The 13,776-nt window shown below is 70.6% G+C and carries 14 protein-coding genes, 1 tRNA gene and 1 other RNA gene; 3 read left to right on the plus strand and 13 right to left on the minus strand.

The window, feature by feature from the left end; all coding sequences use genetic code 11:
* Positions 1 to 752: lytic polysaccharide monooxygenase (locus ABZ749_RS15105; RefSeq protein ID WP_357227869.1), on the minus strand; the 752-nt coding region annotated here is incomplete at its 3' end.
* A 124-nt stretch (positions 753 to 876) separates the two neighbouring features.
* Between ABZ749_RS15105 and ABZ749_RS15110 the strand changes: the two genes are divergently transcribed.
* Positions 877 to 999, plus strand: coding sequence for a 50S ribosomal protein L36 (locus ABZ749_RS15110; protein ID WP_030490864.1), 123 nt, complete (start codon positions 877 to 879; stop codon positions 997 to 999).
* Positions 1,000 to 1,161: 162 nt separating this feature from the next.
* On the opposite strand, the gene ABZ749_RS15115 is transcribed toward ABZ749_RS15110, so the two are convergent.
* Positions 1,162 to 1,234: transfer RNA gene (locus ABZ749_RS15115), tRNA-Ala, on the minus strand.
* 88 nt (positions 1,235 to 1,322) lie between these two features.
* The gene (locus tag ABZ749_RS15120) at positions 1,323 to 1,913 is read right to left on the minus strand and encodes a YqgE/AlgH family protein (RefSeq protein ID WP_355005543.1); all 591 of its coding nucleotides are present in this window, start codon (positions 1,911 to 1,913) and stop codon (positions 1,323 to 1,325) included.
* A 321-nt stretch (positions 1,914 to 2,234) separates the two neighbouring features.
* Between ABZ749_RS15120 and mdlC the strand changes: the two genes are divergently transcribed.
* A complete protein-coding gene (gene mdlC, locus ABZ749_RS15125) occupies positions 2,235 to 3,830 on the plus strand; it encodes a benzoylformate decarboxylase (protein ID WP_357227872.1) in 1,596 nt (531 codons plus the stop codon).
* Positions 3,831 to 3,836: 6 nt separating this feature from the next.
* Here mdlC and ABZ749_RS15130 read toward each other — a convergent pair whose 3' ends face one another.
* The 10 genes from ABZ749_RS15130 to pruA all read right to left on the minus strand — a co-directional run bounded on the left by ABZ749_RS15130 (position 3,837) and on the right by pruA (position 12,624).
* Entirely contained in the window at positions 3,837 to 4,790 is a 954-nt protein-coding gene (locus ABZ749_RS15130; protein WP_357227874.1) for a hypothetical protein, read from the minus strand.
* A gap of 45 nt (positions 4,791 to 4,835) precedes the next feature.
* The gene (locus ABZ749_RS15135) at positions 4,836 to 5,360 is read right to left on the minus strand and encodes a hypothetical protein (RefSeq protein ID WP_357227876.1); all 525 of its coding nucleotides are present in this window, start codon (positions 5,358 to 5,360) and stop codon (positions 4,836 to 4,838) included.
* Between the two features lie 160 nt (positions 5,361 to 5,520).
* Positions 5,521 to 6,198: a hypothetical protein gene (locus ABZ749_RS15140; protein ID WP_357227879.1), complete on the minus strand. Its 678-nt coding sequence runs from the start codon at positions 6,196 to 6,198 to the stop codon at positions 5,521 to 5,523.
* Positions 6,199 to 6,267: 69 nt separating this feature from the next.
* Positions 6,268 to 6,643, minus strand: a transfer-messenger RNA (tmRNA) gene (gene ssrA, locus ABZ749_RS15145).
* Positions 6,644 to 6,747: 104 nt separating this feature from the next.
* Complete coding sequence (gene smpB / locus ABZ749_RS15150; protein ID WP_357227882.1) at positions 6,748 to 7,227, minus strand: SsrA-binding protein SmpB; 480 nt, start codon at positions 7,225 to 7,227, stop codon at positions 6,748 to 6,750.
* A gap of 149 nt (positions 7,228 to 7,376) precedes the next feature.
* Positions 7,377 to 8,252 (minus strand): permease-like cell division protein FtsX, encoded by an 876-nt coding sequence (gene ftsX / locus ABZ749_RS15155; protein ID WP_112582377.1) that lies wholly within the window; start codon positions 8,250 to 8,252, stop codon positions 7,377 to 7,379.
* Between the two features lie 67 nt (positions 8,253 to 8,319).
* The gene (gene ftsE / locus ABZ749_RS15160) at positions 8,320 to 9,000 is read right to left on the minus strand and encodes a cell division ATP-binding protein FtsE (RefSeq protein WP_030331491.1); all 681 of its coding nucleotides are present in this window, start codon (positions 8,998 to 9,000) and stop codon (positions 8,320 to 8,322) included.
* Positions 9,001 to 9,118: 118 nt separating this feature from the next.
* Positions 9,119 to 10,240, minus strand: coding sequence for a peptide chain release factor 2 (gene prfB / locus ABZ749_RS15165; protein WP_357208119.1), 1,122 nt, complete (start codon positions 10,238 to 10,240; stop codon positions 9,119 to 9,121).
* 64 nt (positions 10,241 to 10,304) lie between these two features.
* Positions 10,305 to 10,820 (minus strand): PadR family transcriptional regulator, encoded by a 516-nt coding sequence (locus ABZ749_RS15170; protein ID WP_238666587.1) that lies wholly within the window; start codon positions 10,818 to 10,820, stop codon positions 10,305 to 10,307.
* 175 nt (positions 10,821 to 10,995) lie between these two features.
* A complete protein-coding gene (gene pruA, locus ABZ749_RS15175) occupies positions 10,996 to 12,624 on the minus strand; it encodes an L-glutamate gamma-semialdehyde dehydrogenase (protein WP_357203330.1) in 1,629 nt (542 codons plus the stop codon).
* A gap of 291 nt (positions 12,625 to 12,915) precedes the next feature.
* On the opposite strand from pruA, the gene ABZ749_RS15180 reads away from it, so the two are divergent.
* Positions 12,916 to 13,776, plus strand: an 861-nt coding sequence (locus ABZ749_RS15180; RefSeq protein WP_357227885.1) for a hypothetical protein, incomplete at its 3' end; no start/stop codon positions are given.

The following is a 13,776-nucleotide window of genomic DNA, read 5'->3' on the forward strand; positions in this document are numbered from 1 at the left end:
GCCCCGCCGGGGGGGGCCGCCGCCGCCACCGCCGCCTGGGTGGCGGCCGGCCCACTCGCGGCGGTACGCGGCGCGCTCTTCGGCGCGGCGGCCTTCGCCGGGGTGGGGGTGGCCGTGGCACCGGTGGCCTTGGCACCGCGGAACACCACGTCGGAGCAGGAGTAGTAGGTGTCCGGCGTGTTGGAGTTCTGCCAGATCGTGTAGATCAGCTGTCGGCCACTGCGGCCCGCGGGCAGCCGGCCCGCCAACTGGTACGCCCCGGCCCGCACCGGCGGGTCGGTCAGCGTCAGGAACGGGCGCGACTCCAGATCCGCCCAGGTCAGCTTCTTGCTCGGGTCGTAGTCGGGCGTGGTGACGTAGAGCCGGAAGGTGCCCCGGTGCTCGATGGTGGTCCGGTACCGGAAGGTGAACTTCGCGCCGGTGGTCAGCGTGGTGCTGGGCCAGTCGGTGCGGGGCAGGTCCAGTCCCCGGTACGCGGACAGCCCGCCGCTGCACAACTCACCGTCCGGGATCCGTTCCCGATCTCGCCCGTTGATCGTGGAAACGCGCACGTTGTCCCATTCGCGGACCGCCGCGCCGGCCTGGATCGCCGCCCGGCAGGCGCTGGTGGCCGCGTACCGGCCCTCGGGGCCACAGGCAGCCGCGCGACTGATCGGGTCGGTCGGGGCGCCGTGGGCGGCTGCGGGTGTGGCGGCCAGCGGCACTGTCGCGGCAGCGACCAGCACCGTGGCGACGAGCCGGCGTACGGGCATGAGGATGACCTCCGCCCACTGGTACGGCTGGCAGACGGCAAAGGTTCGACGCTGACCTGCCGGGAATCCGGCGGGTGGGTACGGCGTTTCGATACTCGGAACCGCTGGCACCGAGGAGGCAGACATGAAGGTACGTAGCTCGTTGCGTGCGCTCAAGCAGAAGCCGGGTTCGGTGGTGGTCCGCCGTCGCGGCCGGGTGGTCGTGGTGAACCGCGCCAACCCGCAGTGGAAGAGCCGCCAGGGCTGATCGGCCCCACACGGACATAACAGTCGAACAGCGCAGCGCCCTGACCGGATACCGGTCAGGGCGTTTTCGACCGAGTGGGGTGGCTCCACGATGCGGCAGAATACCGCCAGCAACAGCAGAACGCCCTGGTCGGATAATCCCGACCAGGGCGTTTCTCAAGGGTGGAGCCGAGGGGACTCGAACCCCTGACCCCCACACTGCCAGTGTGGTGCGCTACCAGCTGCGCCACGGCCCCTTGCTGTTCTCCCGGTCGCCCGGGCACTGGGAAACTATACACAGACCAGCCCGCATGGTCATCTCGCGGGGTCCCCCGCCGGGCCGGGTCAGTTGAGCGCCACGTCCGGCGGAAAGTGCGCGACGGCGGCCATCATTCCGCCCTGCCGGCGCAGCACCATCGGCCACAGGTCGTCGGGCCGGTCGACGAAGGCGTCCCCGGGCAGCCCGTCCAGCACGAACCAGGACCCGTCGGCGATCTCCTGCTCCAACTGGCCGCTGCCCCAGCCGGAGTAGCCGGCGAAGACCCGGATGCCGCCGATGCTCTCCCGCAGCCGCTCCGGGTCGACCGAGAGGTCGATAGTGCCGACCGCTCCGGAAACCTGGTGGAAGCCCTTCACCCGGCGCATCGGGTGCCGCATCCGGGCGAGGCAGATGGCCGAGTCGGGCTGCACCGGGCCACCCTCGAAGAGCACCGCCGGGTGGCGGGCCAGGTCGCTCCAGTCACCGAGCACCTCGGCCACCGGCACCTCGGTGGCCCGGTTGAGCACCACGCCGAGCGCGCCGCCAGGCTCGTGGGCGACCAGCATCACCACCGTACGGTCGAAGTTCGGATCCTTGAGCGCCGGAGTCGCAACCAGCAGCCGCCCGGTCATCGACTCCATCGCTCGTCCGCCGATCGCCTGGCCCTCTCCCTGCATGCCACACACCCGTCAACCGTGAGCCCGCGCCGGGCGTCGGTCATCGACCGGATCCGCCCGCCGCATCGGGTTCAGCCGCGCTGTCAACGCCATGCCTGGCACCATAGCCTGCGTGCTGGGTGCTGGCTAAGGTCTGACCGGCGGGTGATCGGACAGTTAAGACGAAGGGCCGACGCACCCGGCGGCGGAGCTCCCGGTGATCGACCGATCGGAGCCACCGGCGGCCGAGAAACGCCCGAAAGGTCCGTCACATCCCGATAGATTCGGCTGATCGGGAGGGCGAACGCGGTTGCCCCTGCCCGCGACACGGAGGCGGGTGCGATGGCAACTGTCCGGGACGCGACGTACGACGTGCTCCGCACCCTCGGTATGACCACTGTCTTCGGCAACCCTGGTTCCACCGAGGAGCCGTTCCTCCAGGACTTCCCCTCCGACTTCCACTACGTCCACGCGCTGCATGAGGCGACGGCCGTCGCGATGGCCGACGGCTACGCCCAGGCCACCGGGATGCCCGCCCACGTCAACCTGCACACCGCGCCGGGCACCGGCAACGGCATGGGCAACCTGGTCACCGCCTGGCACAACAAGACCCCGCTGATCGTCACCGCCGGCCAGCAGACCCGGGAGATGCTGCTCCTGGAACCCCGGCTGGCCAGCCGCCGGCCCACCGAACTTCCGCAGCCCTACGTGAAGTGGGCCTACGAGCCGGCTCGGGCGCAGGACATCCCCGCCGCGATGCTGCGGGCGTACGCGACGGCGGTGCAGCCGCCGGCCGGGCCGGTCTTCCTCTCCCTGCCGATGGACGACTGGGCCCAGCCGGCCGACCCGCCGCCCGCGCCGCGAACGGTGGCCACCCGGTTCGCGCCGGACCCACAGCGGTTGGAGGAGTTCGTCCGCGTGCTGGCCGGCAGCCGCAACCCGGTGCTCGTGTACGGGCCGGGGGTGGACCGTTCCGCGAGCTGGTCGACGGCGGTGGCGCTGGCGGAGCGGCTCGCCGCGCCGGTCTGGTCGGCTCCCGCCACCGAGCGGGCGGTGTTCCCCGAGGACCACCCGCACTTTCGCGGCGTGCTGCCGTACGCGATCGGTCCGCTCGCCGATGCGCTGCGCGGGCACGACACGGTGCTGGTCGTCGGCGCCCAGGTCTTCCGCTACTACCCGTACGTGCCGGGCGGGCACCTGCCCGACGGTGCCCGCCTGCTGCACATCACTGACGACCCCGACGAGGCCGCGCGGGCCCCGGTCGGTGACAGCCTGCTCAGCGACCCGGGACTGGCCCTGGCCGCGCTGGTCGAAGGGGTGCCGCCGAGCGACCGGCCGGCACCCGGGCGACGGGACGCGCTCGCGCCGCCGGAGGTCAGCACCCCGATGAGCGCCGACGCCCTGTTCGCCGCACTGGCCGCGCACTGGCCGCCGGACGGCGTGCTGGTCCAGGAGTCACCATCCAATCTGTCCGCGCTGCGTCGTCAGCTGCGGATCACCCGCCCGGCGTCGTACTTCACGATGGCCAGCGGCGGCCTCGGCTACGGCCTGCCGGCGGCCATCGGCATCGCACTGGCCGAACGGGACACCGGGCGCGGTCGCCCGGTGGTGGCGGTGATCGGCGACGGCTCCTTCCACTATTCGGTGCAGGCGCTCTGGACGGCCGCGCGCCTGGCACTGCCGGTGGTGGTCGTCGTCCCGGTCAACCAGCAGTACGCGATCCTCAAGGCGTTCGCCGAGCTGAAGCACACTCCCGGGGTGCCCGGCCTGGACCTGCCGGGGTTGGACGTCGTCGCGATCGCGGCCGGCTACGGCTGCGCCACGCAGGTGGCCGAGACCCCCGACCAGCTCGGCGCGGCGCTCTCCGCCGGGCTGCGCGCCGACCGGCCCACTGTGGTGCCGGTACCGATCAGCACCGAAGTGCCCAGCATCCTCTGAACCGGGTCAGCGCGGTCCGATCGACAGCGGGGCACCGGTGAAGACATCCAACACCGGTCGGTTGCCCAGCGGTGTCGCCAGGTTCACGGTGACCGGCTCCACCTTCAGCAGGGCGATGCATTCGCCGGTGGCCCGGGTGACGCCGCCACCGACCACCACGACGTCCGGCCGTTCCCACACCAACGGCGTGATCCCGGGGTCGCACGCGCCGACGCCGAGGCGCACTGTCAACCGGGCGCCGTCGACGGCGGCCAGGTCCTGGGCCGCCACCAACCCGTCCGGCAGCGGCCGGGCCGGCGTGGTCGGCTCGGGCACGGGGGTGACGGCCGTCGGCGCGACGGCGAGCCGGACCACCGGCGTGGTCAGCTCCTTGATGGTGAACAGCCAGGCCGGGACCTGCGCCACGCCACGGCTCGTGCGCACCGGCACGGCGTCCAACGTGACAGCGGTGACGGTGAGCGGGAGGCAGGCGGTCTGCGTGCTGCTCGTGACCCACCCGTCGGGCCCCGGTTCGACTGTGGGGCCGCCGGGGGTGGGTCGTCCGGGCCGTTTCGGCCGCCCCGGGCAGGGCAGTGGGTCACCCTGGTCGAGCTGCCGGTACGCCTCGGCGGCACTGACCAACGGCAGCGTCAACCGCCCGTCCGGGAACTGGATCTCGCCGCCGACCCGGGTGGGCGGTATTCCGACCTGCTCGCGGTACCACCCGGCCCGGAAGGCCGCCTCGGTCTCGGGGGTGAAGCCCGGGTCACCGGTGAGCAGGGTCGGCCCCTCCAACGGCACGTAACCCGTGCGCCACTCGACGCCGGGCCGCCACGCCTCGGCGACCTGGGCGGCCCGCTGGGCGAAGGCCGCCGCCCCGTCCGTGCGGCTGGGCGGGCCACCGGCCGGACCGGCGTCGGTCGCGGCACAGCCCGTCAGGAGCAGCAACGGGAGTACGAGCAGCAGGGCGAACCGATTCATGGACGGTTCGACGCCCCCGCCGACCGGCCGGTTCCCGACCTGAGCTCAGGTCTCGCCACCCAGATCCGTCTGGTACGCCTCCCAGAGCAGGTCGGCACCGCGCCGCCGATGTCGGGCCAACCGCCGCAGCAGGTGCCCGGCCCGGTGTCGCAGCTCATCGGGGCGCGCCTCGGGTTGCTCGGCGATCTGCTGAACCGCCAGGATCGCGGCGACGATCGCCACGTGCTCCCGGGTCAGCAGCCGCACCCCGTGGTCAAGTCGTGGCGACTGGCTGAGCAACTCCCGGTAGAGGCCGGTGGGACCTTCGGTGACCCGGACGTGCTCGGCGAAGCCGTGGCGCACCGGACGCAGGCGAAGGAGCACCTCCTCGCGCCAGCACGGCTCGGTGCTCGCGACGGCGACGGCCCGGCCGAGGGCGTGCACGTCACCGGCGAGGCCGGCCGGGCGCGGCACGCCGGGCAGACCGATGGAATGTGGATCGGCGGGGAGCCCCGCCGGATGCGCGACGCGCGCTTGGGCGACGACTGACGGCTGCTGGACCGGACCGGTGACCATTGGCACCTCCCGCACGGCGGCTCTGCTACCCCATACCGCGATGGTGAGGCTGCCCGGCCCGCCCTGTCCAGGGCCCAGGCTCGTCTCATCTGCCCCGTTGACCCCAGTGACCCCACCAGCCCCGCTGCTGTGGCCTCCAGCCCTCCGCGTCGGCCTCCTGGGACGTACGACCGCCTCAGTCGGCCGACGGGCGCTCTGCCAGCCGGCGCAGGTGGTCGGCCACGGCGGTCGCGTCGCCCGCCGGCTCATCGCCCCGTCGACCCGTCGTGATCGCCTCGGCCAGCGCCCGCAGCTCGGACGGCGGCAGGACGGGCAGCCCCATGCCGCGCAGTGGGATGGTGACCCCCCGGGCGCTCCCCGGGTCGGTCGCGAGGATGGCCCGCGCCTGCGGTTCGCCGGCCGGGTCGTTGACGTCCGCCTCGCGGTACGACACCGCACCGGACTCGATCCGGGCGGTGGCGAGGTCGACGGTGCGGGTGCGCAGCGCACCGCGTACCCGAGCCCTGCTGCCGTCGAGCCAGGCGGCCGTACGGAGCACCCGCAGCACCAGGTAGAGGCCGAGCAGCACGAAGGGCAGACCACACAGGCCGACGAACGGGCTGGGACCGGACTGGTTCGGGTCGACGGAGTCGCGCAGTCCGGGCGGCAACAGCCCCGGTGGCAGGTCGCGAGCCTCCTCATAGGAGGCGAACGCGTCGCCCCGGCCGGTCAGTCGGCGCAGCAGCCCATCGGCGATGAGGGGCAGTGCCACGAACGCCGCGCCGACGGCCGTGAGCAGGACGCCGAACACCACCGCCACGACGCGCTGGCCGGGCGACGCGCCGACCGACAGGCGCAGCTCCTGGTTGGTCACAGGAGGCAGCGTAAGACCCCGCGAACAACGAAGCGCCCCGGCTGGTGGGCCGGGGCGCTTCGTTCGAGGTGGTGGAGGTGCCGGGAATCGAACCCGGGTCCTTCGCCGGTTTGTCAGGGCTTCTCCGAGCGCAGCTCGCTGTGCCTCTACTCGGCCCCACCGCTCACGCGAGCAAGTTGGTGTGACGGGCCCAGTCGCTGATTAATCTCGCCGCACGGACCCCGCGACCGGGTCCGATTGGCCAGCCTCCTAGCTGATGCCGGCTACTGGGACGAAGGCGTTCCCAGGCCGACAGACTTAGCTACTCGCCTCAGGCGGCGAGAGCGAAGTCAGCGCGATTTTGCTTGGCGCTTATAAGTTTCCGACGACCGATTCTCGAGACGACGTCGGCTTCCTCGGCTCGCTTCCCCTGTCGCTGCGTACGAAGTCGAAACCAGTCACCCCCTCGACAGGCCGCCGATGTGGCGGCACTGACAAGACTAACGCCTGCCGCAACAGCTTTCATCCCGAGCCCCGGGCCGGCACGCCGACCCGGGCAAACAGGATGAACTAGTCGTCCATTCCCTTGCCGCGTCGACCGGACACCCGGGCGATCTCCCGGTCCGCGTCGCGCTTGGCGAGATCCTGGCGCTTGTCGTACGACTTCTTGCCCTTGGCCAGGGCGATCTCGACCTTGGCCCAGCCGTCCGAGAAATAGACCTGCAACGGGACGATGGTGAAACCGCCCTCGCGGGTCCTGCCGAGGAGCTTGTCGATCTCGCCCCGGTTGAGCAGCAGCTTGCGGGTACGCCGAGGCTCATGGTTGGTCCAGCTGCCCTGGGTGTACTCCGGGATGTGCATCGCGTGCAGGAACAACTCGCCGTCACGTTCCTGCGCGAACGCGTCGACAAGTGACGCCCGCCCGGCCCGCAGCGACTTGACCTCGGTGCCGGTCAGCGCCATGCCCGCCTCGTACGTGTCGAAGATGGCGTAGTCGTGGCGCGCCTTCTTGTTGGAGGCGACCACCTTGCGCCCCTTTTCCCGTGGCATCGGTGCCACCCCCTCTCCTGGCGTCCGCGGCCGGGCTCACCCCGGCCGGACAACCGATCATGCTACCCGAATCACAAGGACCCTCCCGCGCCGTTTATTTCCGGCTGCGGGAGGGTCCTCGGGAGACCACGGGACGACCCGTACGGTGCCTAGACCCGCAGGTAGAAGCGCAGGGTGATCCAGGCGGTGCCCGCGCTGACCAGACCACCGACGCCGGCCATCAGCGGGAAGATGAACAGGATGTCGCCCCAGGTGATCGGCGAGAGCAGACCCTGCAACGCGCTCAGCGACCCGTCGAAGAGCAGATACTTCGCCGCGACCAGGGCCACCAGACCGAGCAGTGAACCGATCAGGCCGGCCACCACGGCCTCCAGCACGAACGGCGCCTGGATGAACCAGTTGGACGCGCCGACCAGCTTCATGACCGCCACCTCACGCCGCTTGCTGTACGCGGCCACCTGAATGGTGTTCGCGACGAGCAGCAGGGCGGCGACCGCCATCACGATGGCGGCGGCCAGGGCGATGTTCTGGATCGCGGTGAGGATGTTGAAGATCTTGTCGAGCAGTCGACTCTGGTCGACGATCTCCTCGACACCCTCCGTGTCCTTGTACTGGTCGTAGACGTTCTTGTACTGCTCCGGATTGTTCAGTGTGAGTCGGAAGGACTCGGGCAGCTGGTCCGGCTTGACCGCGTTGACCAGATCCGGCGCGTCCTGGTACATCGACTTGAAGCGCTCGTACGCCTGGGCCTTGTCGACGTAGATGACCTCCTTGACCAGGGGGTCGCCGTCGAGCTTGGTCTGCAGGTCGGTGCGCTGCTGCTCGCTCACCTCCTGCTCCATGAAGATCGAGACCTGGATGTTCTTGTAGTAGAGGTCCTTCATGTCGTCGACCTGGCGGTACATCAGACCGCTGGCGCCGAGCATGGTCAGCGAGACCGCCATCGTGATGATCATCGCGATGGACATGGTCACGTTGCGCCACAGTCCGACCAGTACCTCGGACAGGACGTATTTCACGCGCATCGGGATTTCCTCCGGGTCTCCGGCATGAGGTGTTCGTCGTCAGGCTGCGCAGGGGTGGAGCGCCGGCTCACCCGTAGACGCCGCGGGCCTGGTCACGCACGATGCGACCGCTCTCAATCTCAACGACGCGGCGGCGCATCTGGTTCACGATGTTGGAGTCGTGGGTGACCATCACGACGGTCGTGCCGGTGCGATTGATCCGGTCCAGCAGACGCATGATCTCGATCGAGGTGTCCGGGTCCAGGTTTCCGGTGGGCTCGTCCGCCAGCAGGATCAGCGGACGGTTCACGAACGCCCGCGCGACGGCGACCCGCTGCTGCTCACCACCGGAGAGCTCGTGCGGGTAGCGATGCTCCTTGCCACCGAGCCCGACCAGCTCCAGCACCTCCGGCACGACCCGGCGGGCAACCGCCTTCGTCTTGCCGATCACCTCAAGGGCGAACGCCACGTTCTCGTAGGCGGTGCGGTTGGGCAGCAACCGGAAGTCCTGGAAGACGCAGCCGATCGAGCGCCGGAAGTGGGGTCGCTTCCAGGAGCGCATCGACGTGACGTCCTTGCCGTTGACGACGACGCGCCCCTTGTTGGGGGCCACCTCGTGCAGCAGCATTTTGATGATCGTGGACTTGCCGGAGCCGGATGGACCGATGAAGAAGACGAACTCGCCCTTCTCGATCGAGACGGACACGTTGTCGAGCGAAGGCCGGGACGCCTTCGGGTACGTCTTCGTCACTTGCTCAAGCTGAATCACGGGTGGTGAGTCTACGCGGTGTAACAACTGAGCCAAGCCCCACGCCCCACAGATCCGGCGCGCGTCGTCGAATCAGGCCTCTACCTGGAGATCGATGACGCGCTCCGCCCGCGAGCCGTCACGCAGTGTCGTTGGCGAGTTGACGCTGCTTGCGCCAACGGATGCCGGCCTCGATGAAATCGTCGAGGTCGCCGTCGAAGACCCCGCTCGGATTGCCGGTCTCCTGCTCGGTTCGGAGATCCTTCACCATCTGATACGGGTGCAGGACGTAGGAGCGCATCTGGTCGCCCCACGAGCTCGTGCCGCCGCTCTTGAGGCCGGCCATCTTCTCTTCCTCCTCCTGGCGCTTGCGCTCCAGGAGCCGAGCCTGAAGCACCCGCAGCGCGGAGGCCTTGTTCTGCAACTGGGACTTCTCGTTCTGGCAGGTCACCACGATGCCCGTCGGAATGTGCGTCAGGCGCACCGCCGAGTCGGTGGTGTTGACGCTCTGCCCTCCCGGCCCGGAGGAGCGGTAGACATCGACCCGAACCTCGTTCTCCGGGATGTCGATGTGGTCGGTCTGCTCGGTGACCGGCAGAACCTCGACACCCGCGAAGCTGGTCTGCCGACGGCCCTGGTTGTCGAACGGGCTGATCCGGACCAGCCGGTGCGTGCCCGACTCGACGCTGAGCGTGCCGTACGCGTACGGCACCTTGACCGCGAAGGTGGCCGACTTCAGGCCCGCCTCCTCGGCGTACGACGTCTCGTAGACCTCGGTGGGGTAGCCGTGCCGCTCCGCCCAGCGCAGGTACATCCGCAGCAGCATCTCGGCGAAGTCCGCGGCGTCCACGCCACCCGCGCCGGCTCGGATGGCGACCAGCGCCTCCCGGGAGTCGTACTCGCCGGAGAGCAGGGTGCGGACCTCCATCTCCTGGATGGCCTTGGTCAGCCCGGTGATCTCCGACTCGACCTCGGTCAACACACCCGGGTCGGCCTCGGCCTCGGCCAGCTCCAGCAGCACCTGGGCGTCGTCGAGGCCGGAACGCAGGCTGCCCAGCTTGCTGATCTCGCCGTTGACGTACGACAGCTGCGAGGTCACCTGCTGGGCCTTGGCCTGGTCGTCCCACAGATCGGGGGCGGAGGCCTCCTGCTCCAGGCGGGCCTTGTCCTCGTGGAGCCGGTCGAGGTTGAGGACGGCCTCGATGTTTCGCAGGGTCGCGTCGAGTTCCTTGAGCTGTTCGGCGTAATCGGCAGCGGTCACGACAGACAAGCGTACTGCGTCGGGAGCGGAGCAGCTCGTTCCCTATGCGCGAACCCGCCGAGCGTCACCCGACGGGGGCGGACTTCAACCACGACAGGGCCGCCCGGTGGTAGGCGACGGCGAACTCCAGCGCGCTGGCGTCGTACGTCTCGCCGTCCCGTTTGGCGTTCTTCACCTGCTCCCGCACCTGGGCGAGGGCCTCGGTGTGGTATTCGTTGGCCGAGGCGTACAGGCCCTTCAGCTGGCTGGCGGAGTGCAGGTTGCCGAACGCCATCCGGAGCGCTATCGGGTTGCGGATGGTGTCCCGCCCCGGGTTCTCCGCGAGCCAGCGGGAAAACGTCCGTTTTCCGCTGGCGGTGAGTGCGTAGGGCTGGCTCATCCGCGGGCCCGGCTTGCCGAGCCGCACGTAACCCCGCTCAGCCAGCACCGGCAACTCGCGGTACACCTGACTGCGGGTCATCGACCAGTACGGCGCCAGACGGCGCTCAGCGGCGGCCATCAACTGACCGCCTGTCATCGGGCCCTCGTGGAGGAGGCCGAGAAGGGCCGCCGCCGTAGGGTTGACTCCGGAATCCGCCATGGCCACTACGCTGCCACTTTGCGCACCCGGCGTCCAGGATTTGCCGGTTTGCCACCCGACAGGACTTCCTAAGTGCACTGTCGGCGGCAGACTGTCCGTTGAGGACTATCGATGGATTGCCACATTCCGGGCATCCCGCCGGCGGCGCCACGCGCCGCCGGCGGGTCGTCGCCGGTCAGCCCATGTGGGGGTACGTGTGGTCGGTCGGCGGCACGAAGGTCTCCTTGATCGTCCGCGGAGAGACCCAGCGGACCAGGTTCAGCCAGGAGCCTGCCTTGTCGTTGGTGCCGCTGGCACGGGCGCCACCGAAGGGCTGCTGCCCGACCACGGCGCCGGTCGGCTTGTCGTTGATGTAGAAGTTGCCGGCCGCGTACCGCATCCGCTCGCCGACCGACTCGACGACCCGGCGGTCGGTGGCGAACACCGAGCCGGTCAGCGCGTACGGGGCGATCGACTCCGCCTGCGCGACGACCTCGTCGAAGCGGGCGTCGTCGAACACGTGCACGCCCAGGATCGGCCCGAAGTACTCGGTGGTGAAGGTCTCGTGAGCGGCGTCGCCGCACTCGAAGAGCGTCGGTCGCACGAAGTAGCCGACCGAGTCGTCGGCGGTGCCGCCGGCCAGCACCCGGCAGCTGTCGTCACCGGCGATCAGCTCCAGCGCGGCGGTGTGCCGGGCGAAGGCCTTGTCGTCGATGACCGCACCGCCGAAGTTGCCGAAGTCGGTCACGTCGCCGTAGGTCAGCGAGTCGGCGGTGGCGGCCAGCCGGTCCCGCAGCCCACCCTCCCAGATCGAGCGCGGCACGTACGCCCGCGAGGCCGCCGAGCACTTCTGGCCCTGGTACTCGTACGCGCCACGGATCAGCGCGGTGTGCAGAGCGTCCACGTCGGCGCTGGTGTGCGCGACGACGAAGTCCTTGCCGCCGGTCTCGCCGACCAGGCGCGGGTAGCCCCGGTAACGGGAGATGTTGTCGCCCACGGTCCGCCACAACTGCTGGAAGACCTTCGTCGAGCCGGTGAAGTGGATGCCGGCCAGATCCGGGTCGGCGAGCACGACATCGGAGACCTCCTCGCCCCGACCGGTGACCATGTTGATCACGCCGGGCGGGAGGCCGGCGGCCTCGAACAGCCGCATCGTGAAGTGCGCGGCGAACTGCTGGGTCGGGCCCGGCTTCCAGACCACGGTGTTGCCCAGCAGGGCCGGCGCCGACGGCAGGTTGCCGGCGATGGCGGTGAAGTTGAACGGGGTGACCGCGTAGACGAAACCCTCCAGCGGGCGGTGGTCGAAGCGGTTCCAGACGCCGGGCGAGGACGCCGGCTGCTCCTCCAGCAGGCGACGCGCGAAGTGCACGTTGAACCGCAGGAAGTCGATGAACTCGCACGCCGCGTCGATCTCCGCCTGGATCGCGGTCTTCGACTGACCGAGCATGGTGGCGGCGTTGAGCGTGTCCCGCCAGGGACCGGCGAGCAGCTCGGCGGCACGCAGGAAGATCGCGGCGCGCTCCTCGAAGGGCAGCGCCCGCCACATCGGCGCGGCGTCCTTGGCCGCCCTGGTCGCGGCGCGGGCGTCGTCGTGGGTGGCGTGCCCGGTCACCCCCAGCACGTGGGCGTGCTTGTGCGGCTGCACCACGTTGATCGGGTCACCGCCGGCCATCCGCTGCTCACCGCCGATGGTCATCGGCAGGTCGATGCGCTCGGCGGCGAGCTCGGTCAGCCGCCGCTGGAGCCGGTCCCGGTCGGGGCTGCCCGGCTCGTAGTTGCGAACCGGCTCGTTGCGCGGCTCGGGAACGGAGAACACGGCATCCATCAAGGCTCCTGGCGATCTCGACAGCAGTGGCGAAACCGGACCCGCGGGCACCGACCGGATGGCCGGACACCGGACACCGCACGGGAGGCCGAGCAGCGGCGGGACCTCCCGTGATTCTCCCACGACGGGCCGCGCGACCCACTTCCGCCACCGCCCCGCGCCAAGGACCGCCCCACCCCTCCTCCCCTTACCGACCGGCCTCGATCCGTCCCGCCGTCCCGGGGCGACAGGCAGCCCAGCGGGCCCGCGTACCCTGAATGGTCGGTGACCTGCCGCCTCGAAGGGGAGACGATGACCAAGCAGCCCGGCCGCGTCCCGGCCGCCGAGTCGGACGAGCCGGTGGTCGACGCGGCCAGCGCCGGCAGTCGGCCGCTTCCCGCCCCCGGCGCCGCAGTGCTCGCGCTGCTGGCGCTCGGCTGGCTGGCCGCCATGCTCTGGTCCACCCGGGAGGCCATCACCTCGGCGGCGGCCGGGGTCACCGCGATCAGCCTCTCCGCGTTCGCCCTGCCCGGCGTGATCTCGGCCGCGCTGGTGGCCGGGGCAGCCGTCGCGCTGGCCGCCGGCAACCCGCTGGCCCGCCGGTACGGCGACTGGGCCACCCTGCGCTTCGCCGGGGCGATCGGCGGCGGAATGCTGGTCGGGCTCGCCGCCGCGGTCGCCATCAACCTCACCTACTTCGACACGTCCACCACCAACGTGATCGCCGGCACCACGGCGGCCGCGGCGATCATCGGGGGTGCGCTGGCCGGCGCGCGGACCGCCCCGGCGATCGGTGCTGTGGTCACCGCCGCGCTGGGCACGCTGATCTTCGTGGTCGCGTTCAGCCGCGCCCGGGACCCGCTGTTCGACCTCTTCGGCTCCGGCGACAGCCAGGAGTCGTTGATCAACGCAGCCAAGTGGGTGTCCCGCACCGAATCGCTCGTCGCCGGGCTGCTCGCCGGGCTACTGGCCTTCGGCTACCTGACGTGGGCGCGGCGTCGAGCCGTCCGCCGCGATCCCGAGGCACCGACGCTGCGCTGGCCGGCGTACCTGCTCGCCGGCGCCGGCCCGGGGCTCCTCCTGCTGCTCGCCGAAGTGATCATCAGGGTTGGCGGCCGGTCGCTGCTCGACCTCGCCAGCGCGCTCAGTGAGGCCGACGCGGTGGCCCAGACC

The organism is Micromonospora sp. NPDC047753, assembly GCF_040642735.1.
Classification (GTDB): domain Bacteria; phylum Actinomycetota; class Actinomycetes; order Mycobacteriales; family Micromonosporaceae; genus Micromonospora.

Excerpts from the sequence above, each read along its gene's own strand:
- ABZ749_RS15110 (WP_030490864.1), top strand. The coding sequence starts at position 877 with ATGAAGGTACGTAGCTCGTTGCGTGCGCTCAAGCAGAAGCCGGGTTCG.
- ABZ749_RS15120 (WP_355005543.1), bottom strand. The coding sequence starts at position 1,913 with ATGCAGGGAGAGGGCCAGGCGATCGGCGGACGAGCGATGGAGTCGATG.
- mdlC (WP_357227872.1), top strand. The coding sequence starts at position 2,235 with ATGGCAACTGTCCGGGACGCGACGTACGACGTGCTCCGCACCCTCGGT.
- ABZ749_RS15130 (WP_357227874.1), bottom strand. The coding sequence starts at position 4,790 with ATGAATCGGTTCGCCCTGCTGCTCGTACTCCCGTTGCTGCTCCTGACG.
- smpB (WP_357227882.1), bottom strand. The coding sequence starts at position 7,227 with ATGCCACGGGAAAAGGGGCGCAAGGTGGTCGCCTCCAACAAGAAGGCG.
- ftsX (WP_112582377.1), bottom strand. The coding sequence starts at position 8,252 with ATGCGCGTGAAATACGTCCTGTCCGAGGTACTGGTCGGACTGTGGCGC.
- ABZ749_RS15170 (WP_238666587.1), bottom strand. The coding sequence starts at position 10,820 with ATGGCGGATTCCGGAGTCAACCCTACGGCGGCGGCCCTTCTCGGCCTC.
- pruA (WP_357203330.1), bottom strand. The coding sequence starts at position 12,624 with ATGGATGCCGTGTTCTCCGTTCCCGAGCCGCGCAACGAGCCGGTTCGC.